The organism is Levilactobacillus muriae (genome assembly GCF_045862015.1).
Taxonomy (GTDB): domain Bacteria; phylum Bacillota; class Bacilli; order Lactobacillales; family Lactobacillaceae; genus Levilactobacillus; species Levilactobacillus muriae.
Genome location: NZ_BAAFRU010000004.1, coordinates 1 through 23142, shown reverse-complemented (window position 1 = coordinate 23142; position 23142 = coordinate 1). Strand labels below are relative to the sequence as shown.

The window sequence follows — 23142 nt, the reverse complement described above, 5'->3', positions numbered from 1 at the left end:
CGTTCTCTTACGCGTAATGACTAATTTAAATTCGATTATTTAGCAATGTATGCCTTACTGAAGTCCCAGTTAGCGCCGGTTGGGAAGTAAGTAATTCCCTTGACGTTAGACTTGACCAGTTGTGATTTCCCTTGTTGGTACAGTGGGATGATCCCTTGATCCTTCATCAACGTCTTTTGAGCGTCAACTAAGTCAGCCCAACGTGCAGCTTGGTTGTTGGCATCTTTACCATCAGCAGCGGCAATATCCTTGTCGTAAGTGGCATTGACCCACTTCCCACGGTTGTAGGAGTTCGTCTTCGTGAACATTTCCAGGAAGGAGATGGCATCAGGGTAATCAGCACCCCAGCCAGAGACAACGGCTTGGAATTGACCATTTTCAGAACGTGATAAACGCGTCTTAAATGGCAAGCTTTGGTTGGTAACCTTGATGTTGCCCAACTTAGACCATTGACTTTGAACGAATTCCAATGTGTTCTTACCAGCTGGCGTATCGTCAGCCATCAGGGTCAAGTTGTAGCTTGAACGACCCGTTTCCTTCAAGGCTTCCTTCCATAACTTCTTCGCTTTGGTTAAGTTATGGTCAGTGGCTGAGGCAACGTATGCATCACTGTTGAAGTCCTTACCCTTGTAAGACATCAAACCAGTTGAGACCAAGCCCTTAGCTTGCGTTGAGCCATCAGCTAAGACCTTGTTGACGAATTGCTTCCGGTCGATAGCCAAGGATAATGCTTGACGGGCCTTCTTGTTCTTCATCATGCTGTCTTTCCGTTGGTTCAATTCAATGTAGAAGGTTGAAGCCCCTTTACGTTCAACGTATTGCTTGCTGTTCTTGTAGTTCTTAGGTTGTTGACCACTTAAGTAAGTCGCGTCCAACTTGCCGCTCTGGTATTGACTCAAAGCAGTTTGTGGATCCTTCATCGTCTTGAAGTTAATCTTCTTCAGTTTAACATTCTTTGCGTTCCAGTACTCAGTGTTTTTACTCAACGTCCAGTTATCAGACGTCCCGGTCCAGTAAGTTAACTTGAATGGACCGTTGTAGACGTTGTCCTTGGCGTTAGTCGCGAACTTCTTACCATACTTGTCAACGACTGCTTTACTCTGTGGGAAGAACATAGGACTAGCAACTAAGGATGGGAAGTAGCTCGTTGCTTGGGTCAACGTCACGACCACTTTGTAATTGCCTTCTGCCTTGATCCCTAAGCTAGAGACTGGCTTCTTGCTGGTCATGATCTCGTTAGCGTTCTTCACAGGTGCGTACATGTAAGCATACTGTGAAGCCGTCTTAGGGTTAACGGTGCGTTGCCAGGCATAAACGAAATCTTTTGCCGTAACCTTGGTACCGTTACTCCAGTTAGACTTCCGTAAGTTGAAGGTATACGTCTTACCGTCTTTAGAAACCGTATAGCTCTTGGCAACCCCAGGGTGAACTTTACTGTTCTTACCGAACCGTAACAGACCTTCATTGGTGTTGTTCAAAGTTTCTCCAGAAACCACGTCAGTTGCCGTGGCGGAATCCATTGATGGTAATGCAGAATTTTCCATCCAATTTAACGTTTGCTTGCTAGCCTCGCTAGAACTACTTGATGATGACCCACACGCTGCAAGTAATATTGCCGCGAACGTGGCCACCGTCCCGAGTTTGACTGCCGAATTGATTTTCATTAATATCCAACCCCTCTATGTGTTGTAAGTGAAATAAATTGACATCCTCAAATTTGATGTTTCCAATTGTATATTAGAAAACAATTAAAATCAATGGTAAAAACTAATAAAATTTAAATATGCAGTTATAAACCCTGTTAAATCGGGATTCATTGTGCAAAAATAAAATTTTTAAGTATAATTTTTCTCATTTTAACGATAATTTTAAGATAACGCTTACATAAATATTTACCTATTATACATTCATTATGGCTGGCCGCGTCCCCCGCTTATCCCGTTACTTTCCCGGCAGACCTCGTCCACCACTGGTCTTCAATCCCATGTGGCATCCTCAGGTTAGGCTATTGCCGTCAGAGTAGGATTCCCGTCGGCTGATAAACCGGGAAACCCAAGAACGAAAAATGGCACATTTAATGGTCTAGACGCGCCGCAATCCCAAATCACCCCTCATCATTCGCTGGATTCAGGGACTATTAATTTATGAATATTATTCAATTTATAGAAGCGGTCAAATTATGAGAAAACTGCCACTGCTTTTGATTAGAAACGAGATTGACCCTGAACGACCGCAAAAGTCACCGTAAATCGCTTTAAAATCCTCCAGGTGACGATAGGCCAGCTACATCTGCCAGATAGACACCTATGCCAAGTAAACGCACCAGCGAGCTCTCAAGATGTTTCATCTAGCTGTTGAAGGTTGAAAGTCCAAGTACACCTAACAGGCCCGGCTAACACCGTCGACACAGCTACCTACATCTCTGGCCGCCTCCGGTTATGGTTTTTTATTCCTTAACCTGACATTGCCGTGACAATCGCTGGACTAGCAACGTTAGTCCACGATGGACGATGGTTGGTCACCGTCTACGTAGGCGTGAGTGAGCCAAATTTAGGCTCAGTCGTGGGATTTTCCGAGTGAGTTAACTTGGAAAATGGCGACTTTGAAACGCGGGTTGGGCGGTTCAAAGCGAGCTGACAGACCGCTTCTCAGGCTGACAGCGTCCTACCCACAACGTTCCAGCCTAAATTTGGTGAACGGTAAGCCAAGAGGTCGGCAGATATGGGCTGGACGGTAAGGCGATGACTGGACAACATTCAGTATCTGATATACAAAAAGAGCTTTTCGAAATCAGACACATTTCGAAAAGCTCTAATAACTATAAGATCTCAATTGTTACTAGTCTGCAGGCGAGCATTACTTCGCGATGTAAGCCTGGCTGTAATCCCAGTTGGCGCCGACTGGGAAGTAAACGACGCCCTTAACCTTAGACTTCACTAATTGTGGCATCCCCGTCTGATAGATCGGAATGATCCCTTGATCCTTCAGCAGGACCTTCTGGGCATCCACGAGGTTCTGCCACCGAGCAGCCGGTTTGTTGGCATTGGTAATGGTAGCCTCGTTGATCAACTTGTCGTAAGCCTTGGAAGACCATCTCCCGTTGTTGTAAGTGTTCCCCGTGGTGAAGAGGGACAGATCGGTGATTGGATCTGGGAAGTCGGCGCTCCAGCCACTAACGACGGCTTGGAACTGACCATTTTGTGACCGAGATAATCGCGTCTTGTAAGGAATATTGGCGTTTGTCACTTTGAAATGATCCAGCTTGCCCCATTGACTCTGAATGTACTCAGTTGCGGATTTTCCGGCTGGCGTATCGTCACCCAGTAAGGTCAGTGAGTAGCTCGTCCGACCCGTTTCCTTCAGGGCTTGGTTCCATAACTTCTGGGCCTTAGCTAAATTGTAATCCGTCGCTGATGGCACGGTTGCTTCCTTGGCAAAATCCTTACCGTTGCGGATGGCTAAACCGGTAGAGACGATTCCAGTCGCTGGCGTTGAACCATCTTGTAACACTTTGTTCACGTATTGCTTACGGTTAATGACCATGGACAGGGCTTGCCGTGCCTTCGTGTTCTTTAACATGGTATCCTTTCGCTGGTTCAGTTCAACGTAAGTGATCCGAGAACTCTTCCGGGAATGGAAGTCCTTGCTGTTCTTGTAGTTCTTAGGTTGTTGGCCACTCAGTGAAATGATGTCCAACTTACCACTCTGGTATTGGCTCAGTGCCGTCTGTGGATCCTTCACAGCACTGTATTTCACATGCTGAAGCTTCACAACCTTGGCGTTCCAGTACTTCTTGTTCTTAGTTAACGTCCAGTTGTCAGAGGTCCCGGACCATGATGTCAGCTTGAAAGGTCCGTTGTAGACGTTTCGCTGGGCGTTGCTAGCATACTTGCTGCCGTATTTGTCAACGGCTCCTTTGTTCACTGGGTAAAAACATTGTTGCGCGACCAGCGTTGGGAAGTAACTCACGGGATGGGCCAGTGTGACGACCAACTTGTAGTCACCAACCTTCTTAACCCCTAGAGCAGCGGGCACCTTCTTACCATTCATCACCGCATTCGCATTTTTAATATCTGCGTAGAGGTAAGCATACTGTGAGCTAGTCTTCGGGGCAACGGTCCGGCGCCATGAGTAGACAAAGTCTTGGGCGGTCAGCTTCTCACCGTTACTCCATTGTGACTTCCGAAGGTTAAACGTATAGGTCAACCCGTCCTTAGACTTGGTATAGCTCTTCGCCAACCCAGGCTTCGTTTTGCTATTCTTACCAAATCGCAACAGGCCCTCACCTGTGTTATTCAGCGTTTCACCAGAAATGATATCGGTAGCCTTGGCGTTATCCATTGACGCTAACGCGGAGGTCTCCATGACATGAACTGTTTGATTCTTGGCCTTGTTATCGTTGGAGCTGGTACCACACGCCGCTAACGAAATCGTCGCTAACGCCGCCACCACCCCTAACTTGGCAATTGACTTAACCCTCATATAATTCCGACCCCTTCACAAATTATCCTCAAGTGACATAACGTTGACTAACATATTAGATTATAAAACGATGAGAATCAATAGCAAATTTTAATTTTTATTCACAATATCAGTGACAAAGGCCGCAAACATTGGGTTACTGCCACTTGAAAAACATTTCAGCAGGTCCTCATTATGCATGGCAATGCATCTACCAAGAGCACCGTTGATCGCATTCACCTCAAGAAACGGCGCCCACTGGATACAAAAAACTCCCAGAAGTTAGAGACAACTTCTGAGAGTTCTCGATGATTTTGACCAAATTTGACAGTATACCTACGCTGTCGGCGAGCAACCAATAATCTGTGTGGCATAGCCGGAGGCAGTCAGGGATGCAGTCCTGCAGTGACGATGGTGTTAACTCGGGCGTCAGGTCCTTCCCGGGGTTACAGCATGGGACGCGTTTGGAACCTCGCATGACCTTCGCGAGGTTCCAAACCGAGCCGGAAGCCCGCCTCTTGGCTGCAGGCGATCCCCACAGCAGGCGGAATCCCTGACTACCGCAGGCGACTCCCGCGACAAAGATTACTTGGTAGCGATGTAGGCCTTACTGAAGTCCCAGTTAGAGCTGACAGGGAAGTAGATGACACCCTTGACCTTAGACTTAACCAGTTGTGGCTTACCACTTTGAGAAACAGGGATGATTCCTTGATCCTTCAAAAGAACCTTTTGCGCATCGATCATGTTCTGCCAACGTGCGGCTGGCTTGTTTGCATTCGTGGTCGTCGCTTCATTGATCAGCTTGTCATAAGTCTTGTTAGCCCACTTACCATTGTTGTAAGCGTTGTCAGACGTGAAGAGTGACAGGTCAGTGATTGGGTCAGGGAAGTCGGCACCCCAGAGGGTAACAACGGCGTCAAATTGACCAGAGGCAGACCGAGATAACCGGGTCTTGTATGGCAAGTTTGAGTTGGTAACCTTGAAGTTAGACAGCTTGGACCATTGACTCTGAACGTATTCGGTCGTGCTCTTACCTTCGGCGGTGTCATCGGCCATCAGGGTCAATGAGTAGTTCTTCCGGCCGGTTTCCTTTAAGGCTTGCTTCCAAAGCTTTTGAGCCTTGGCAACGTTATGTTCCGTGGCAGCAGGAATCGTGCCTTCCTTGGCAAAGTCCTTGCCATTCCGGATAGCTAAGCCACTGGTAACGATCCCGGTAGCGACCTTAGACCCATCGTCCATGACCTTGTTGACAAATTGCTTCCGGTTTAAGACCAGAGACAAGGCTTGACGAGCCTTCTTGTTACGCATCATAGAATCTTTCTTTTCGTTCAATTCGATGTAAGTGACCCGAGAACTGTTTCGCGCATGGTAGTCCTTGCTGTTCTTGTAGTTCTTAGGTTGTTGACCGCTCAAGTAGATCGCGTCCAACTTACCACTCTGGTATTGACTCAGAGCGGTTTGGGGATCCTTAACGGCGCTGAACTTGATCTTGTCCAGCTTCACGTTCTTAGCGTCCCAGTACTTGCTGTTCTTGGAAAGGGTCCAGTTGTCTGACGTTCCAGTCCAGTAAGTCAACTTAAATGCCCCGTTGTAGACATTGTCCTTGGCGTTCGTGGCGTACTTCTTACCGTACTTCGTCACCACTGTCTTGTTCTGTGGGAAGAAGGCGGTCTGTGCGACCAGCGTTGGGAAGTAGCTGACTGGGTGAACCAAGGTTACTTTGACCTTGTAGTCACCGACAGCCTTGATGCCTAACGTGGAAACGGCCTTCTTGCCCTTCATAATAGCGTTGGCGTTCAGCACGTCAGCGTATAAGTAGGCGTATTGTGACCCCGTCTTCGGGTTGACTGTGCGTTGCCACCCGTAAACGAAATCGCGAGCCGTTACTTTGTCCCCATTACTCCAGTTGGACTTCCGTAGATTAAACGTGTAAGTCTTCCCGTCCTTGGACTTGGTGTAACTCTTAGCAACCCCAGGATGGGTACTACTGTTCTTACCGAACTTCAGCAGACCTTCACCTGTGTTGTTCAACGTCTCACCGGAAACAACATCGGTTGCCAGTGAATTATCCATCGTTGGTAAGGTAGAACTTTCCATCCAGGTCAAGGTTTGATCCTTAGCCTGCTTGCTACTGCTAGAAGAAGTGCCACACGCTGCTAATGAAACTGTTGCCAGCGCTGCCACCGCCCCTAATTTGACGATTGACTTTACCTTCATAAAATTCCGACCCCTCTAAATATGTAATGCTCACATTGCGGCGTTAGTTTCAGCACACATCCCCGATTGGAAAGCTACCGTGGCAACACATCCCTCACAGGAGGTCCGCTGACCCACAGCCAATCGAAATCAGCAATCGTGCCCAAAACTAGTAGCTCAAATCAAGCTTGCCTGTTGACTAAGCAACAGCAACCATTGTAGGTTAAAATTCAATGAGAATCAATACCATTTTTTAATTTTATGGTGATTTATTTATTTTTCAATGGACAATCCAGACATTGGAGACCATCGGGGAAGCCTATATCCACAGTTTTAGCCCGCCAAGTATGCCGTTAAATAGGCATTCAGCACAAGCTTATATTTGTTCACCCACACGCTGCTCTTCACTTTTAAAATGAGATATCACTAACAAAATAATTTTCATTTCGTCAATTTCGTTTCACCCTGCCTCCCAATCTCACCTGAATCATCTGTGAGGCCGGTCACGCCTTACTTACCTCGGCTAATCTTTATTCGCTTGTGAGCAAACATGTTATACTCAAGTCATAGACTTTAAAGGAGGGTGATCTTTTGGAAGAAACCCCACGTACACCCGTCATCACGATTGGTCTAAACGCTGGTCAATCCACGTTTAACTACTCTATGACGGAGCTTAGAAATTTGGTAGAAGCCAATAACATGACCGTGGCAGAAGAGATTCAACAATCTTTGACTAAGCCCAACCCCAGCACCTACTTTGGTACTGGAAAGGTTGAGGAGCTCGCCCAAATCGTGGCCGACGATGGTGTGGACATCATTATCGTGAACGATGAGCTGAGCCCTAGTCAGATTCGTAACCTGGAGAACGGGACGAAAGCCAGAATCATTGACCGGACCGGCCTGATTCTCGAGATCTTCGCCAACCGGGCACAATCTCGTGAAGCCAAGTTACAGGTTCAGCTGGCCATGTTGCAATACCAACTGCCTCGTCTGCACACCAGCGCCTCACAACGACTGGATCAACAGACTGGTAGCGGTGGTGGCGGTGGCTTCACCAACCGTGGTTCCGGTGAATCACAGACTGAAATGAGTCGCCGGACCATTCAACGTGCGATTAACCACGTGAACCACGAACTCAAAGAAATCACCCAGGCAGCAGCAACCCAACGGCAACAACGGGAACGCAACGAATTACCTTCCGTCGCTCTGGTAGGGTATACCAATGCTGGGAAATCAACGTTAATGAACGCCCTCGTCCGTGAATTTGGGAAGAATGACGACAAACAGGTCTTCGTGAAGGATATGCTGTTCGCCACGCTGGATACCAGCGTCCGGCAGTTGGTCTTCCCCGACCAAAAGAAGTTATTGTTGAGTGATACGGTTGGATTCGTGAGTCAGTTGCCAACCCAACTGGTCAAGGCCTTCCGTTCCACGTTGGCCGAAGCAGCAAGCGCAGACTTGCTGGTTCAGGTCGTAGACTATGCTGACCCGAACCGTGAAGCCATGATGGCCACCACGGAGAAGACGCTGGAAGAGATCGGCGTGACCGACGTGCCAATGATCACGGTCTTCAACAAGGCCGACCTGACAGAAGCTAGCTATCCTAGCCGCGTCGGCGACCAACTGATTCTATCGGCCAAGGATCCCGATTCCGTTGCCATGCTAGTCAAGGCAATGAAGGAAAAGGTCTTCCACAACTACGTCACCGCCAACTTCCTGGTGCCTTTCTCAGACGGCGAAATCGTCTCGTACTTAAATGAGAACGCCCACGTTCTGGATACCAGCTACGAGGCTGAAGGCACGGCCTTGAAGGTTGAGCTGCAACAGGCTGACTTCGACCGCTTCAAGAAATTCGTGGTTACTGAATAAGTCAAAAAAGATCATCCCCACACCAGTTGAGGATGATCTTTATTTGGTTACTGGTCGTTGTCACGCCTCCGGGTTGGTGAAAATGGACCGTGACACTGAGAGCACACCAATTCTCTAAGCGGTCTACCCGCCGCCAAGAGAATTCCCACAGCTGGCCCCATTTTCACCACCCCTGTGGCATACACAGTAGTAACCAGGACCGACCAACCTACCACGCCAAATAGCCATCAATGCATTCAAAATGAATGCATTGATGGCTATTTTCAATTTACTGACTGAAGGTTGAAATTCCAAGTACACCTAGAATGGCCCAGCTAACAGAGCTTTAATCCACAAAATTAGTTGGTCACTGTCTACGTAAGCGTGAGTGAGCCTAAATTTGGTGAACGGTAAGCCGGCTGGTTTAGACGACGCTACCGTCACAGCCCAACCATAATTTTTGTTAGAGCTGTTACGTAAAGCCGGGGGCAGCCAGGGATGTAGCCGGCCGTGACGATGGTGTTAGCCCGGGTGCTAGGTTCTCCCCGGGGTTACAGCACGGGACGAGCTTTAGGCCGCACCCGAACCTGGTGTGGCCTAAAGTCGAGGTGAAAGACCGCTTCACAGGCTTTCACCGGTCCCCACAGCAGGCGGAATCCCTGGCTGCCGCAGGCGACACACTGACACAACCAACGCCCTAACACAACTTAAGCTTGGCGCTTTTCCAAGTAGCGTGATAGGAGCGATAGCAGATAGCAAACGACGAAGTACATCAGCGCAATCGCGACGAACATTGGAATAATGTAGTTGGTGTTTTGCCCATAAATAATCTGTGACCGGAATAACATTTCTGGCAACAGAATAATCGTCGCCAAAGATGTATCCTTGACCAGCGAGATGAACTGACTCACGATCGCTGGAATCATCTTGACTAAGGCTTGTGGCAATACGATGTGCCATAGCCCTTGCCAGTAACTCAGCCCGTTAGCCCGGGCCCCTTCCATCTGGCCGGAGTCGACCGCTTGAATCCCAGAACGCACAATTTCAGCGAGCATCGTGGATTCGAAGATGGTCATGGCTAGGATCGCCGCCGGAATAATTTCCGGTTTGACCCCCAGGTTGGGTAAGCCAAAGTAAGTAAAGAACAGAATCAACAGCAACGGCAGATTCCGAATGACATCGATAATGAAACCGACGACTGCCGATAAATATTTAATCTTCACGTAGCGAATCACACCGAGAACCGACCCAATAATAAAACTGCCGATAATTGAAATGACGGAAACCAGAATCGTAATCCATAAGCCCCCGAGCAGGTAGCGTAGGTTGTCGGGAGAATAGGCATCAATAAAATTTTGCAGCATAATGATTCTCCTCCCCTTAAGCTAACCGCTTTTCCAAGTAGCGCATGTAGTAACTGATTGGCATCGTAATAATCAAGTAGAGGACCCCAACGGCAGAGTATGCCGCCATGGTTTCCAGTGAGCTTGAGGCGATGACGTTTCCTTGATACATCAGATCAAACCCACCGACAAAGGCTAACGTTGAGGAGTTCTTGACCAAATTCACGAATTGATTGCCCAGTGGTGGAATGACGTACCGAAAGGCTTGGGGTAACACCACGTAACGCATGGCTTGCCAGTACGAAAACCCGTTCGACCGTGACCCTTCCATTTGGCCGGGATCAACGGATTGAATCCCTGCACGGACCGTTTCGGCAATAAAGGAAGACGTATATAGCGTCAGCCCAATCGTCCCGGCAGTAAATCCATTCATCTTGACCACGTACAGCGGGAAGACGACATAGAAAAACATCGTGATTACCAGCAGTGGAATATTCCGGAAAAGTTCAATGTATGCCCGCGCAATTCGCCGGCCAGTCTTGTTCGGTGATTCTTCCAGTAAGGCGAAGAACGTCCCAATGATCAGACTAAAAACCAATGCGATGAAGCTACACAACAACGTTTGGCCAAGGCCATAGAGGAGTGTGCCTCCGTATGCTTGAAAGATATGAATCATTCTTTAGCCGCCTCCTTGTAGTCAAAGCCCTTCACGTTGTGGAACCACTTGTGAAGAATCTTGTCGTATTCACCATTCTTCCGCAGTGTGGTCAACGCCTGGTTCACGGAAGTCTTAAACTGTGCCTGGTTCTTGTCAATTGCGATGCCGTAAGGTTCGGAGACAAACGTGCCCCCCGTAACCTCGTAGCCAGGGTTCTGAACGGACATCCCATAAAGAATCCCGTTATCGGTCGTCAACGCTTGACCTTGACCAGATTTCAAAGCAGTCATCGCTTGCGCGTAGTCGGTCAGTTGAAGCACCTTAGCATCGGGAGCAACCTTCGCCACATTCTGCACGGAGTCCGACCCAACTACCCCTAAGACGGTCCCCTTCTGCTTGTTCAAGTCCTTCACATTCTTGATGCTACTGCCCTTCTTAACCAGCAGTGATTGCCCGGCAAAGAAATACGTGTTCGAGAAATCAACTTGCTTCCGCCGTTCTGGCGTGTTAGTCATCGTGGCAATGATGGCATCGATGTTCCCGTTTTTCAGCATCGGCATCCGTGTCGAACTCGTCACTTGAATGAACTTGGCTTTGGCATCCTTGCCAAGCATCTGCTTAGTCAGTGCTGTGGCAAGATCCACTTCAAAACCTTTAATCTTATTGTCCTTGGTATCGAGCAATCCAAAGAGCCGGGTGTCGGCTTTGACACCCCAAGTAATCGTCTTGTTCTGGCGGTCCGTCTGCAACACATTACGTTGCGACAGTGGCTTATGACCACAGGCACTGACGACCACCGTCAGGGTTACCAGGGTCAGAACTAAGCCGAGGATTCGAATAAACTTTTTCATATGTCGTGTTCCTTCCCCGTTTTAGTGTGTAATAATCTTGCTTAAGAATTGACGTGCGCGTTCGTTGGTTGGTTGCCCATCGAAGAAGGTTTCCTTGGAGTCATCTTCCAGGATTCGGCCATCAGCCATAAAGATTACCCGGTTAGCCACTTCACGTGCGAAGCCCATTTCGTGGGTAACCACGAGCGTCGTCATACTAGAATCCCGAGCAATGGTCTTCATAACGTTCAACACATCGTCGATCATTTCGGGGTCCAAAGCACTGGTAGGTTCATCAAATAACAGACACTTAGGCTTCATTGCCAGTGATCGGGCGATTGCGATTCGTTGTTGCTGCCCCCCAGATAATTGGGATGGCATCTTTGGTGCTTGATCAGCCAGTCCAACTCGGTCGAGCATTTCCATGGCGATCTTCTTGTTTTCGTTTTCCTCACGATGCAGCACGATGCGTGGCGCTAACATGATATTTTCTAGAATTGTTTTGTTGGCGTATAAATTAAAATGTTGGAACACCATCCCCACGTTCTTGCGGATCCGGTTCATATCGGTCTTGGGGTTGGCGAGGTCCTGACCGTTTACGATCAGTTGCCCATGGCGAATCGATTCCAGACCATTGATTGTCCGAATCAACGTCGACTTCCCAGACCCAGATGGGCCGATCAACACGACCGTTTCACCGTCCTCAATCGTCAGATTAATGTTATGCAGTGCGTGAAAGCTACCGTAGTATTTTTCAACGTTGTGAAATTCAATCATTGACATAAGTCTTTCCCTCCACTAACTAAAGTATTTGCCCGTAGGCGACTCCCACTCCTGAATTTTTATTCCGGTTTTTTTGAGTCTAGGTTAAAGTTTAAACCAAAAAAATAACCCGGTCAAAATAAACACATCATATGTAACGACCCCCAGTGATGGTTCAAGTACAAAAACGTTAGACACACCACGGGTTAAGGCTCTATGATATTCGTGAAAAATTTTTTCTATAAGTTGGCATCGTGATGTCAGAAAACGTAACATTTAAGTCATCAAAACCCGAACTATTTAAATGATTTCAGGCGATTTCCTTTTCAGATTCGGCCCTCACATGAGCTGCTGACCTGCTCCAAGTGTTTAGCACCGTTACCAGCCACATTCTTTTGTTGCAAAAGTTGCCTATCCACTTCAACTAACTTGTTGCAGACTGACGTCACAATGTCAGGCCTCGCGCTGGCATCTCAGCAAGGTTTTACCGTTGGCGAATTATTTATCTTCTTACACCCTGCACAAAAAACGAGCCTGAGAGAAAATCCCAGGCTCGCTTATATCTTCAAATCTATATTGCGGCAACGTACCAGTTGTCGTTGTGGCTCATTAATGATGGTAACGCGAGGTCCGAGTCATGGGTTCCGACTCGGTCTCCGTCTGTGGGGCATCGTTGTCGTAACGAGCCCGCCGTGATGTTGCCGTGGATTCGCGGGTCATTCGGTCCGTACTCGTTGCCGTTGACGCGGTGTCGCCCTGATGCTTGTATGCCAGTTGAACAGCGACTTGAAAGTCGTTCGCTTGTTCGATCACCGACGTTCGGCCAAGGACCTTGAAGGGTCCCCCGACCAACGTGGCGTTGGCTAAATAAAGTTCGATCTGATCACGAACGTCTGCGACATTTTGCAAACCAACGGTGCTAACCACACCGACCCGCTGTTTTTCAGCTTGGTTAATGCCAGCGTAAACGGCTAACTGATTGTTTTCCGTTTGCATCTCGAAGTAAGGAATCAAGGCACCAGGACCCGAAGCGTAAACGGGCTTTCCCGTCTGTCGCGTCTGTTCCGTAATTTCACGGTCGCCCAAGCCCGAGTAGTCCATCTGCAACAACTGGTTCTGTTGCAGGCGGCCCGCCAAGTTTTGAATATTGGCCTGTTCGCTCGGTGTCGAGGTTAATTTCCCAGGTAATATTTTCTTCTCATCGAAGTAACCGTTAGCTGGAATGTTCCGCCCGCCCATCGTCCGTCGGGGCTTCTCCTCTTCGGCTTCCTTGGGCTTCATGTGCAACATCTTTTCAATCTTTGGTGAAATATCGAACGGCGCCTTCTTCTTGGTGAAGAAGTACACTGTGTTGAGGTAGACAAAGTACAGCAGCACCAAGGCAATCAACAGAATTAACAGGCCCCAGAATGGGTGTCCGTTTTGAAGATAACGCACGGCGATATAAAACAAGTAGATATCCCCTAGTGCGCCTAAAACGACGTAGATCCGGTTCTTAATCTTAACACTCACATTGATGTAGCCCAGGTAATGGTTGACCATATCAAGAAAACTAAGCATTGTCGGTCCCCCTTTCTTCGTTATTGACCCGTATCGTTGGTGTCATTCGTATTGTTGTAAGTTGTGGCGTGACTATACGTGCTTGACCCAGTATCGCCCGTGGTGTCATTGCTAGTCGTGTCGTTACTGGTTGTATTATTATCGGTTGTGGCCGAGCTTGTCGTACTGGATGACGTCTTCTTGGAAGTCGTCCCGGTACTCCCGGTCGTTCCAGTAGTTGTCGCACTGCTGGTATTGGCTTCGGACGTAGAATTTGCCGAAGAGCTTGCCGTATCCGTTGAGGAGGAACTGCTACTACTGCTGTCCTTGCTAGATGAATCGCTACTGCTCTTCTTGGAAGAATCTGAATTCTTCTTACTGTCGTCACTAGCCTTCTTCTTAGAATCGTTCGACTGGTTGACGACGAGTGATGAACTCGTCGACGTCCGTGAAGCCCCTTCATTGGTCTTCGTCACGGAATTGGTGACCACGTTGGTAGCGCCGAGCGCGAGTGCCATTGAAACGATGGCAAACGGCGTGATAAAGGGTGGTGTCCGGTACGCCATGCTACATTCCTCCTTCTGATTTAACTCAATGGTTCTTATTATCCCACGTTAAGTTCAAAAATTTCTCAAATTTCTTTTAATTTTTCCTAAGGTTTTAAACGGTGTTTACTTTCGCCTGCGGCTGCCAGTGATCCCCACAGCAGGCGAAAACGCTGACTGACACAAGCGATAACTTTTAACCGTTAGTTGTTGACCAACGTCTTCTTGGGTGCCGCAACAACACCGGCTGCCTTGCACTCCGAACAGATACCGTAGAGTTCAAAGCTGTGGCCCATGATGTCGTAGCCCGGCAGTTGATCCGTGAAAAAGTCCATCGGGCACATCTGTAGCTCGGTGACCTTCCCACAATTCTGACAGATGAAGTGATGATGGTGTTGATGGTGGAAGTCACACTGATACTTCACCCGCGTACGTTCCTGTTCCGTGTTCTGTTCAACGATCCCGACCTCTTCGAATTCTTTCAGATTCCGGTATACCGTGTTGTGACTCATCCCAGGAAATTCAGTCCGCATGTAAGCGTCAACCGTCACCACATCCGTATAATGACCTTGATTAGTCAACAGGAATTCCAATAATGCGTGACGCTGCTTGGTTAACTTGAACTTGTTCTTTCTTAAAATCGCCACAGCGGCGTTCAACGTATCTGCCATGATGGGCGGCCTCCTCTTAAAAATTTAGTCCGAATTCCTAGTAAGTTTCGCACATTTTCAAACGAAACTCAACCAAGACGCAGCTTATTCTGCCTGTAAGCGTTTCATCAGCTCATCCAACTTGATCTGAGTTTGTTGCCAGTTATCATTATTCAGCTGAACGGCCTTACCCTGGAGCGCTAACGGCATGGTCAAATCACGCCGATACTCAGGACTCGCGAACCGTTGCTTGAGCATGGTTCGATCGTCGCCACGCTGGGTCACCCGCGTGAGTAACTCGTCCGGTTGACTGACCGTTAGAAAAATCACGACGGCCTCGTCCCCCAGTTCCTGCGCGTAGGTAATGGCCCCCTTGCTGTCCAAAACGATGGCGACAAAAGGTGCCCGTTCAAAACCGGCCGCCAAACCTTCACGTGATGAGCCGTAATGGTACCCGGCATAGAAGACAGACTCCAGATAATGATTCTTCGGGAAGCTCTCATCAGTCTCAAAATAATAATCGCGACCATTTACCTCTCCCTGACGCGGTGGTCGGGTCGTGTGGGTAATCACCTTGGTCACGGGATACTCATCGACCAGATAATCCTGAACAGTGGTCTTGCCGGTTCCGGTTGCCCCGGTGATGACCAATACTTTATTTGACATGCCGATCCCCCGTTAAGAAGGTGTTGGCCTGCGTCATTAAGTCCTGCAGATTCGGGTAGCTCAGGCGTTCGTGAGCCGTCTCAAAATCAAACCAGCCAAATTCACTAATCTCTTCAACTTGCCGGTGAATCGTGACGTCGGCTGGTACCTGCGAGGTGTAAAGAACCACGTGTTTGTGGTGTCCGTTCTTCATATCGTAATCCAGATCGGCGTGGAACGTGGGGTCAACCGTCACGTTCAGGCTCGTTTCCTCGCGAATCTCACGAACGGCCGTTTCAATATCGGTCTCGTTACCTTCCACGTGACCCTTGGGGAATCCCCAGAAGTTGCTGGTGGCACTCTTTAATAATAAGTATTGTGGCTGGTCGTTGACGAGACGATAAACGACGGCGCCACTTGCATTTTCGGTAATCATGATGAAATTGCCTCCTCTTTCACTTCTTCACAACCATTTGGTAGCTGGTTAGACACCTGTTCGCCTTACCGGGTGGGCAAAATGGACTGGGTCGCGGTGGGCGGACGCCTGGAGCCATAAAGCGGTCTCCAAGCTTGCCTTGAACCTCTGAAAACCGAGTTTCAAGGACACCAATTCTCTAAGCGGCAAGCCGCCAAGAGAATTCCCACGGCTGAGTCCATTTTGCCCACCCTCACGGCTGACACGGTGCTAACCCACCCACACATCTGCCGCCCACTTTTAATCACCAATAGTCAGTCAGGTGATGCAACGACACGGTGTTTTTCAACTATGATACTAACTCATGTTGACTTGACGGCTGAACCTCTAACTAACAGCGCAGTCATTCTTCACGTAGATAAATGAAAGTTAACCATACCACGAACTGCTTTTGATTTGGGGATTTTGTCAGAAAAAAGGCCATTAATATTCTGTCTGGCTCGTTGCGCCTGATTACTGACTGCTTCTACCGCTAGATTCCGATGAGTTTATGCGCGCCTATCCGACCAAAACAGCATAACCACGGTCTTTCAGCCGGTTATTTTGCTCTTAACCAGTCTCCCTAATCGCTAGGCCGCACCAAATTTACTGTGACCATATCTGTTCTATTTTATATCGAAAACCGAAGTTGTGGGGATTTTTTAATCGGGTTTTGACAAAACTCTTGCTAACTCTCATTGACTTTTAATTTAAGTCTAGGGTACACTATCCGAGATATCATCATTATTAAGGAGGCTTTTTATGGGTATTTCGCGAATCTTTCGCCGCGAACGCTTAGATAATTACTTAAAAAGTGACCAGCACTTTGCCAAAACTATGTCGGCAAAAGATCTGATGTCACTGGGCATCGGTGCCGTCATTGGGACTGGGATCTTCATTCTCCCCGGAACCATCGCCGCACAGTACAGTGGGCCCGGCATCGTTTTATCCTTCCTGTTAGCGGCCATTGTCTGTTCGACAGCGGCCATGTGTTACGCCGAATTTGCTTCCGTTTTGCCAGTCGCCGGGTCCGCCTATTCTTACGGTAACCTGGTGTTTGGCGAAATCATCGGCTGGGTTCTCGGATGGGCCTTGATCTTGGAATATGTCTTGGCGGTCGCCGCTGTGGCTAATTCCTTTGGGGCTTATTTTAACGCGTTTCTGGCCGGTTTCCACCTGTCCCTCCCCACGGCCGTCACGGGGCCCTACGATCCCGCACACGGCACGTACGGGAACGTCGTGGCTATCCTCGTCGTCCTGCTGATCAGTTGGTTACTCAACCGGGGCATGCGCGAGTCGATGCGGATCAATAACGCCATCGTCATCGTCAAAATTGCCATCATTATTTTATTCGTCCTGGTGGGGATGTTTTACATAAAGCCAGCCAACTGGCACCCCTTCGCACCGTTCGGAAGTAAAGGGATTCTGCGGGGCGCCTCAACCGTCTTCTTCGCCTATCTAGGTTTCGATGTGGTTTCCGCGTCGGCCGCCGAGGTGAAGAATCCCAAAAAGAACATGCCAATTGGGATTATTGGGACATTGATCGTTGCCTCAGTTCTCTACATGCTGGTCGCAGTTGTCCTGACTGGGATGGTTCACTACACCAAGCTCAACGTCGCCGATCCCGTAGCCTTCGCGTTGACGCTGGTCCATCAGAACTGGACGTCTGGAATCATCTCGCTGGGAGCCCTAGCTGGGATGTTTACCATGATGGTCACCATGATCTACAGTTCCTCACGGCTGATCTACTCGATTGGTCGAGATGGCTTGTTACCCAAGTTTCTCGGAAAGATCGACGAATCCAGCGGGACGCCTAAGAACAGTCTGGCCGTTATCACCGTGGTCATTGCTTTACTAGGCGGCTTCGTTCCTTTGGCTCAGCTGACCAACCTGGTTAACATTGGAACGTTGGTGGCCTTTCTCTTCGTTTCCTTTGGGATTATCCGCCTGCGACACATCAAGGAACTCCCAGAAAATTCTGGCTTCAAGGTGCCTTGGTATCCCGTATTGCCGATTGTCTCCGGTCTGTTGTGCTTTGGGATGATGCTCCAACTGCCGGCTGAGACTTGGATTGCCTCGTCGATCTGGTTTGCACTGGGGCTGGTGATCTACTTCACCTACGGCCTCCGGCACAGCCGTCTCAACGACGAAATGCCAAAATAACTCGGTGGTTTCAGTCGCCTTACCGGACAGTATAAATCGGCCGGGACGCGGTGGGCGGACGCCCGGAGCCACAGAACGGTCTCCAGACTTGACTTTGAACCTCTGAAAACCGAGTTTCACCAGCACCAATTCTCTAAGCGGTAAACCGCTAAGTGAATTCCCACGGCTGAGCCGATTTACACAGTCCTCACGGCTTACACTGGTTCTTTTGGCACTTCGGCGTTCACCAGCTGTTTGTACCTTTTGTCTTTTATATTTTATTATTTTACTTCTACATTTTTAAAACGATGTTTAGTTGACTTTTTTGCCTACCGAACAAAGTCGTCGCTTGCCAATTTGTAATCCGATTATTTTGACTCTAAGGTTACGTTTACGAAGAAAAGTTAGCTTTGCAGAAAGCAATAATTTCAGTACGTCACTTAAACGAGCTAATACCATGACCCTTTAATTTATTCAGGAAGGTGATTAATTTGCGTAATCAACAATTTGCTATTCGTCCCACGCAGCCGGCTGATGCCCTGCGCGAGCTGGAACAGATTCACTTTTTAACTGCTACTAACCAACAATTGACTAGCCCCAGTGCCTTACTGCGGGACTTCTACGATAAGAGCTGGCCGGAATACACCACGGCTAACGTGGTCGACCAACAGCTTAGTAATTTAATGGCAACATCAGACGCTGATGGACTGGCCTTCTTGACCCAACATGACACCGTCTCAGTTACGGGCTTTTACAACCTGGCCTTGCAACGCCTCGGCTTCACGCCCGACCTCGACTTTCAGCTCGCCGATCCCCTGGCCGCAATGGTTAAGATTCAACTGCCAATTGCCGACCACGCCGGTGATGACTTTACACTCGCCGAACTCAAACAAGCTTGGTACATCCTGCTTACGACGCACACCAAGACTGGCCAGACCTTTCTCGACCACTTGACGACCCACGGCTACTTTGCGCCCTTCGTCCATGACGCCAGCGTTGAAAAGCCATTGCTCTTTAACGGCAAGACCCAGGCCGTCTTCGACACGACCCACCTCATTCGCGAAGTGGTCTACGTTGAAAGTCCGCAAGATACCGACCACGACGGTCACCGTGACCTACTCAAAGCCGAGGTTATTCGGCCAGCCGAAACGGAAAACGGTCTGAAGGTTCCGGTTCTCTACACCGCAAGTCCCTATAATCAAGGAACGAACGACGAAGCCGGCGACCAAATGATGCATAACGTCAATGTTCCTCTGGAGCCTAAACAGCCCAACGACCTGACGTTAGCTGATGTCACCGCACAACCTGACACCACGCCACTCCCCGATCCACGGCCCGTGACGACCACCACCAAGACGGCCGAAGAAACCTTTGCGCGCGAACAATCTTACACGCTGAACGACTACTTTCTCGCTCGTGGCTTCGCGGTCGTTTACGCTGCCGGTATTGGGACGTTGGATTCTGATGGTGTCCGCACCACTGGTGACCCTGAGGAAACAACCTCGACCATTGCCATCATCGAATGGTTGGCGGGCAACCGCACCGCTTTCACCAGTCGTGCCGCTACCCAAGCCATCCCCGCCTGGTGGAGCAATCACGCCGTCGCTATGACCGGCCGTTCTTACCTGGGAACGCTGGCCACGGCGGCCGCAACCACTGGTGTTGAAGGCCTCAAGACGGTCATTTCTGAAGCCGCCATTTCCAACTGGTACGATTACTACCGTGACGGCGGACTGGTCATTGCCCCCGGCGGCTTCCCTGGTGAGGACACCGACGTCCTGGCTGAAGAGACTTTCAGTCGCCAACTCAAGGCCGGTGATTACCACCGAATTCAGGCCAAGTGGCAAGCCGACCTTGCCGCCATCACTCACGGTCAGGACCGCAAGACAGGGGATTACAGTACCTTCTGGGACGCCCGCAACTACCTGAAAAATGCCAAGAATATCAAGGCTGACCTTCTATTAGTCCACGGATTAAACGACTGGAACGTCAAGCCACGAAACGTCAACAATCTTTGGAACGCCGTCCGCGACCTGCCCGTGACCAAGAAGCTGATTCTCCACCAAGGCCAACACATCTACATCAACGCTTTCCGGTCTATCGACTACACGGACATCGTCAATCTCTGGTTGACCCACGAACTACTAGGCGTCGATAACCAAGCGGAAACGCTGTTGCCAAACGTGATTATCCAAGACAACGTCAAGCCAGAGACCTGGCACGCTACCGACGATTGGGATGCCCCAAGTAATCCGACGCGCACTTTCAACCTCCAACACGATGAGCTGGTCGACCAATCCACGCACGAACCGATGGAATTTGCCACCAGCTTTAACGACCAACTGCCGGTCGCCCAATATCAGAACTACATCAAAGACATTGACGCTTGGCAAACGGCCCTCCTCGGCGACAAGCATAACGACATGTTTGGTCACCGTTTGATCTTCAAGTCTGCCGTTTTAAAGGACGACTTGGTCTTAGATGGTAAGCCAATCGTGAAACTACAAGTCGCCGTCAACCAACCCGTTGGGATGCTGAGCTTCCAGATCGTGGATTATGGGGATGCCAAGCGCCTCGGCGTGAGTCCAACGCCACTACGGGTCAGCCTTGATGAAGGTTACCATTGGCGTGAAGATAGCCTGCGTGAATTCCAGACGACCAAGTCGACGCCGTGGAAGATGATTACCAAGGGCCACCGCAACCTGCAGAACCGAACCAACGCCTACCACGTGGACGCGTTAAAACCGAACCAGTTCTACGATTTATCCGTGACCTTACAGCCAACCCACTACCGGTTGCTGGCGGGCCACCAACTGGGCCTGGTCGTCTACGCGACAGACTTTGGTATGACGGTTCGTGGGAATCAGGATCTACAGTATTCCATCCAGCTCGGCGCATCCGCCTTAACCCTCCCCTTCGTTGAGAAGTAAGCCTTGCGCTTGAATCCGCCTTACCACCTATGATGGCGAGACGGTTGTGCTGTATACTGCTAGCCACCTAAATGATAACTTGCTACAAACTCTTTGAAAATTAACCGTGACTTCACCACTTGGCCTCTATGACAAATCAATGATCTTTGGTTTCGGATTTACAGGTACAGTGATAAAATATTAATTAACCTATCTGTTTGGTGCTGGTCAGACCCTGACTAGCTAACCACAACTAGTGGCAGTCTACGCGTAATTGGTCGCAGGCACTGTTAGCATGCAAGATCAGCACGACGGATAACTCATTAGAAACGGGGGAATTACTCATGAAACAAGGCACGACGATCATTACCTTAGACAACGGCTACCACCTCTGGACCAACACTCAAGGGACTGGTGACATTCACCTGCTCGCCCTTCATGGTGGCCCTGGTGGTAACCACGAATACTGGGAAGATACTGCTAAACAACTCGCCGCACAGGGCCTGAACGTTCAGGTTCACATGTACGATCAACTTGGTTCTTGGTACTCCGACCAACCCGACTATAGCGACCCCGAGACGGCTAAGAAGTATCTGACCTATGATTACTTCCTGGATGAAGTCGAAGAAGTTCGCCAAAAATTAGGCATCGATAAATTTTATTTGATTGGCCAATCATGGGGTGGCGCCTTAGTTCAAATGTACGCTGCTAAATATGGTCAGCACTTAAAGGGTGCCATCATTTCCTCCATGGTTGATAACATCGACGAATACGTTGAAAGTATCAATCACATCCGGGAAACCGTCTTGTCTGCCGACCAAGTTGCCTACATGAAGCAGGTCGAAGCCGATGGTAACTACGACGATCCTCAGTACCAGAGTTACGTGGACATCTTGAATGACGGCTACGTGGACCGTAAGAAGCCCGCTGCTATCTCCCACTTAATCAGCACGATGGCTACCGATGTTTACGGTGCCTTCCAAGGTGACAACGAATTCGTCATCAAAGGCAAGCTGAAGGAATGGAACTTCCGTGACCATTTGAAGGAAATCAAGGTACCAACCCTGTTGACTTTCGGTGAACACGAAACGATGCCAATTGCCACCGGTAAGAAGATGGCTGAACTCATCCCCCACTCTCGCTTCGTCACGACGCCTGAGGGTGGTCATCACCACATGATCGATAATGCACCGGTCTACTACGACCACTTGGCCACGTTTATCCGCGATGTGGAATCTGACAATTTTAATGCTTAATCTCAATATTTAGTTTCTAAATTGAAACGTTCTGAAATCTCCTTGATTAGGAAATTTCAGAACGTTTTTTCTGAGCACTTATAGCTGTGATAAAGTCATGACTTGTAAGATTGCCAACGTACCAATCAAGCAGTACTGCCACTTAAGAACGATTCTGCCATAACACTTTAGCACGAATTACACAAAGTACATCATAGTTCCTTCAATTTGAAAAAGTAATACACACAAAATCGAATAGGCATTCTTTCCAATTACTTGTCTTTTCCAAAGAGTTACAAATACTAACAACTGGGTTATAGCTATGGCCAGCGCTGCCCCCACTTTAGACGAAGAAAAGAAGAGATTCAAAAAAACTAATGCTCTGAAGTGAACCATTAAAGTTGGACACAGAATTTACGCTGCTTGCTGGATGGCGAGTTCCCGGTATTTTTCCGGGGACTTGCCATCCAGTTTTGTTTTGATTCGACGTTTGTTGTAGAAGTTAATCCAGTCAGTCATGGCTTGAATCAATTCTTCCTTATTCTCAAAATGTTCATCCATGACTTCGACCTTCATGATGTGGAAGAATGATTCAACTGCCGCATTGTCTAGACAAGTTGCTTTGCGTGACATGCTTTGAAAGACGCGATGTTCTTTGAGTGTTTCTCGCCAGAACTTGTGTTGGTACTGGAATCCCTGATCCGTGTGGACTGTTGTTCGATAACCTAACTTTGGCAGTCCTTCCAAGGCTTCTCTAAGCGGTTTTAAGGCGAATTCTACTGTCGGATGGTCACTGACGTTGAACGCTAATACTTCGCCTGAGAAGAGGTCAATGACTGGTTCTAAATAGACACGTTCACTTTGACTCATGCCACCGTATCGAAATTCACTGACATCCGTGACGAGTTTTTGATAAGGTCGGTCC

The 23142-nt window shown here is 48.8% G+C and carries 17 protein-coding genes; 4 read left to right on the top strand and 13 right to left on the bottom strand.

Annotated features, from left to right (window positions below; genetic code table 11):
• Positions 1-35: 35 nt before the first annotated feature.
• The 3 genes from ACKTSF_RS03290 to ACKTSF_RS03280 all read right to left on the bottom strand — a co-directional run bounded on the left by ACKTSF_RS03290 (position 36) and on the right by ACKTSF_RS03280 (position 6678).
• A complete protein-coding gene (locus ACKTSF_RS03290) occupies positions 36-1664 on the bottom strand; it encodes a peptide ABC transporter substrate-binding protein (protein ID WP_407886618.1) in 1629 nt (542 codons plus the stop codon).
• A 1192-nt stretch (positions 1665-2856) separates the two neighbouring features.
• Entirely contained in the window at positions 2857-4482 is a 1626-nt protein-coding gene (locus tag ACKTSF_RS03285; protein ID WP_407886616.1) for a peptide ABC transporter substrate-binding protein, read from the bottom strand.
• A gap of 564 nt (positions 4483-5046) precedes the next feature.
• Positions 5047-6678 (bottom strand): peptide ABC transporter substrate-binding protein, encoded by a 1632-nt coding sequence (locus tag ACKTSF_RS03280; RefSeq protein ID WP_407886614.1) that lies wholly within the window; start codon positions 6676-6678, stop codon positions 5047-5049.
• Between the two features lie 570 nt (positions 6679-7248).
• On the opposite strand from ACKTSF_RS03280, the gene hflX reads away from it, so the two are divergent.
• Positions 7249-8526, top strand: a complete 1278-nt coding sequence (gene hflX / locus ACKTSF_RS03275; protein WP_407886612.1) for a GTPase HflX — start codon at positions 7249-7251, stop codon at positions 8524-8526.
• 686 nt (positions 8527-9212) lie between these two features.
• Here the strand turns inward: hflX and ACKTSF_RS03270 are convergent.
• The 9 genes from ACKTSF_RS03270 to ACKTSF_RS03230 form a co-directional block, all read right to left on the bottom strand.
• Positions 9213-9866 carry an amino acid ABC transporter permease gene (locus ACKTSF_RS03270; RefSeq protein WP_407886933.1) on the bottom strand — a complete coding sequence of 218 codons (654 nt, stop codon included), beginning with the start codon at positions 9864-9866 and terminating at the stop codon, positions 9213-9215.
• 19 nt (positions 9867-9885) lie between these two features.
• Entirely contained in the window at positions 9886-10524 is a 639-nt protein-coding gene (locus ACKTSF_RS03265) for an amino acid ABC transporter permease (protein ID WP_407886610.1), read from the bottom strand.
• Entirely contained in the window at positions 10521-11357 is an 837-nt protein-coding gene (locus ACKTSF_RS03260) for a transporter substrate-binding domain-containing protein (protein WP_407886608.1), read from the bottom strand. Before ACKTSF_RS03260 ends, ACKTSF_RS03265 begins: the two co-directional genes overlap by 4 nt.
• Before the next feature lie 21 nt (positions 11358-11378).
• On the bottom strand, positions 11379-12119 hold the full coding sequence (locus ACKTSF_RS03255; RefSeq protein WP_407886606.1) for an amino acid ABC transporter ATP-binding protein: 741 nt from the start codon (positions 12117-12119) through the stop codon (positions 11379-11381).
• 588 nt (positions 12120-12707) lie between these two features.
• Positions 12708-13658, bottom strand: coding sequence for a DUF6681 family protein (locus tag ACKTSF_RS03250; protein ID WP_407886604.1), 951 nt, complete (start codon positions 13656-13658; stop codon positions 12708-12710).
• 20 nt (positions 13659-13678) lie between these two features.
• On the bottom strand, positions 13679-14203 hold the full coding sequence (locus ACKTSF_RS03245; RefSeq protein ID WP_407886603.1) for a hypothetical protein: 525 nt from the start codon (positions 14201-14203) through the stop codon (positions 13679-13681).
• A gap of 182 nt (positions 14204-14385) precedes the next feature.
• Positions 14386-14853, bottom strand: coding sequence for a Fur family transcriptional regulator (locus tag ACKTSF_RS03240; RefSeq protein ID WP_407886601.1), 468 nt, complete (start codon positions 14851-14853; stop codon positions 14386-14388).
• An 84-nt stretch (positions 14854-14937) separates the two neighbouring features.
• Positions 14938-15498 carry a guanylate kinase gene (locus ACKTSF_RS03235; protein ID WP_407886599.1) on the bottom strand — a complete coding sequence of 187 codons (561 nt, stop codon included), beginning with the start codon at positions 15496-15498 and terminating at the stop codon, positions 14938-14940.
• The gene (locus tag ACKTSF_RS03230) at positions 15488-15913 is read right to left on the bottom strand and encodes a bis(5'-nucleosyl)-tetraphosphatase (RefSeq protein ID WP_407886597.1); all 426 of its coding nucleotides are present in this window, start codon (positions 15911-15913) and stop codon (positions 15488-15490) included. Before ACKTSF_RS03230 ends, ACKTSF_RS03235 begins: the two co-directional genes overlap by 11 nt.
• A gap of 780 nt (positions 15914-16693) precedes the next feature.
• Here ACKTSF_RS03230 and ACKTSF_RS03225 point away from each other — a divergent pair.
• From ACKTSF_RS03225 to ACKTSF_RS03215, 3 genes are all read left to right on the top strand, one after another.
• Positions 16694-18094, top strand: coding sequence for an APC family permease (locus tag ACKTSF_RS03225; protein ID WP_407886595.1), 1401 nt, complete (start codon positions 16694-16696; stop codon positions 18092-18094).
• A 470-nt stretch (positions 18095-18564) separates the two neighbouring features.
• A complete protein-coding gene (locus ACKTSF_RS03220; RefSeq protein ID WP_407886593.1) occupies positions 18565-21003 on the top strand; it encodes a Xaa-Pro dipeptidyl-peptidase in 2439 nt (812 codons plus the stop codon).
• A gap of 323 nt (positions 21004-21326) precedes the next feature.
• The gene (locus ACKTSF_RS03215) at positions 21327-22238 is read left to right on the top strand and encodes a proline-specific peptidase family protein (RefSeq protein WP_407886591.1); all 912 of its coding nucleotides are present in this window, start codon (positions 21327-21329) and stop codon (positions 22236-22238) included.
• A gap of 393 nt (positions 22239-22631) precedes the next feature.
• Here the strand turns inward: ACKTSF_RS03215 and ACKTSF_RS03210 are convergent.
• The coding region (locus tag ACKTSF_RS03210; RefSeq protein ID WP_407886589.1) for an IS3 family transposase at positions 22632-23142 on the bottom strand (511 nt) is incomplete at its 5' end.

Excerpts from the sequence above, each read along its gene's own strand:
- ACKTSF_RS03250 (WP_407886604.1), bottom strand. The coding sequence starts at position 13,658 with ATGCTTAGTTTTCTTGATATGGTCAACCATTACCTGGGCTACATCAAT.
- ACKTSF_RS03285 (WP_407886616.1), bottom strand. The coding sequence starts at position 4,482 with ATGAGGGTTAAGTCAATTGCCAAGTTAGGGGTGGTGGCGGCGTTAGCG.
- ACKTSF_RS03215 (WP_407886591.1), top strand. The coding sequence starts at position 21,327 with ATGAAACAAGGCACGACGATCATTACCTTAGACAACGGCTACCACCTC.
- ACKTSF_RS03235 (WP_407886599.1), bottom strand. The coding sequence starts at position 15,498 with ATGTCAAATAAAGTATTGGTCATCACCGGGGCAACCGGAACCGGCAAG.
- ACKTSF_RS03265 (WP_407886610.1), bottom strand. The coding sequence starts at position 10,524 with ATGATTCATATCTTTCAAGCATACGGAGGCACACTCCTCTATGGCCTT.
- ACKTSF_RS03240 (WP_407886601.1), bottom strand. The coding sequence starts at position 14,853 with ATGGCAGATACGTTGAACGCCGCTGTGGCGATTTTAAGAAAGAACAAG.
- ACKTSF_RS03230 (WP_407886597.1), bottom strand. The coding sequence starts at position 15,913 with ATGATTACCGAAAATGCAAGTGGCGCCGTCGTTTATCGTCTCGTCAAC.
- ACKTSF_RS03245 (WP_407886603.1), bottom strand. The coding sequence starts at position 14,203 with ATGGCGTACCGGACACCACCCTTTATCACGCCGTTTGCCATCGTTTCA.
- ACKTSF_RS03290 (WP_407886618.1), bottom strand. The coding sequence starts at position 1,664 with ATGAAAATCAATTCGGCAGTCAAACTCGGGACGGTGGCCACGTTCGCG.
- ACKTSF_RS03225 (WP_407886595.1), top strand. The coding sequence starts at position 16,694 with ATGGGTATTTCGCGAATCTTTCGCCGCGAACGCTTAGATAATTACTTA.
- ACKTSF_RS03280 (WP_407886614.1), bottom strand. The coding sequence starts at position 6,678 with ATGAAGGTAAAGTCAATCGTCAAATTAGGGGCGGTGGCAGCGCTGGCA.
- ACKTSF_RS03255 (WP_407886606.1), bottom strand. The coding sequence starts at position 12,119 with ATGTCAATGATTGAATTTCACAACGTTGAAAAATACTACGGTAGCTTT.
- ACKTSF_RS03260 (WP_407886608.1), bottom strand. The coding sequence starts at position 11,357 with ATGAAAAAGTTTATTCGAATCCTCGGCTTAGTTCTGACCCTGGTAACC.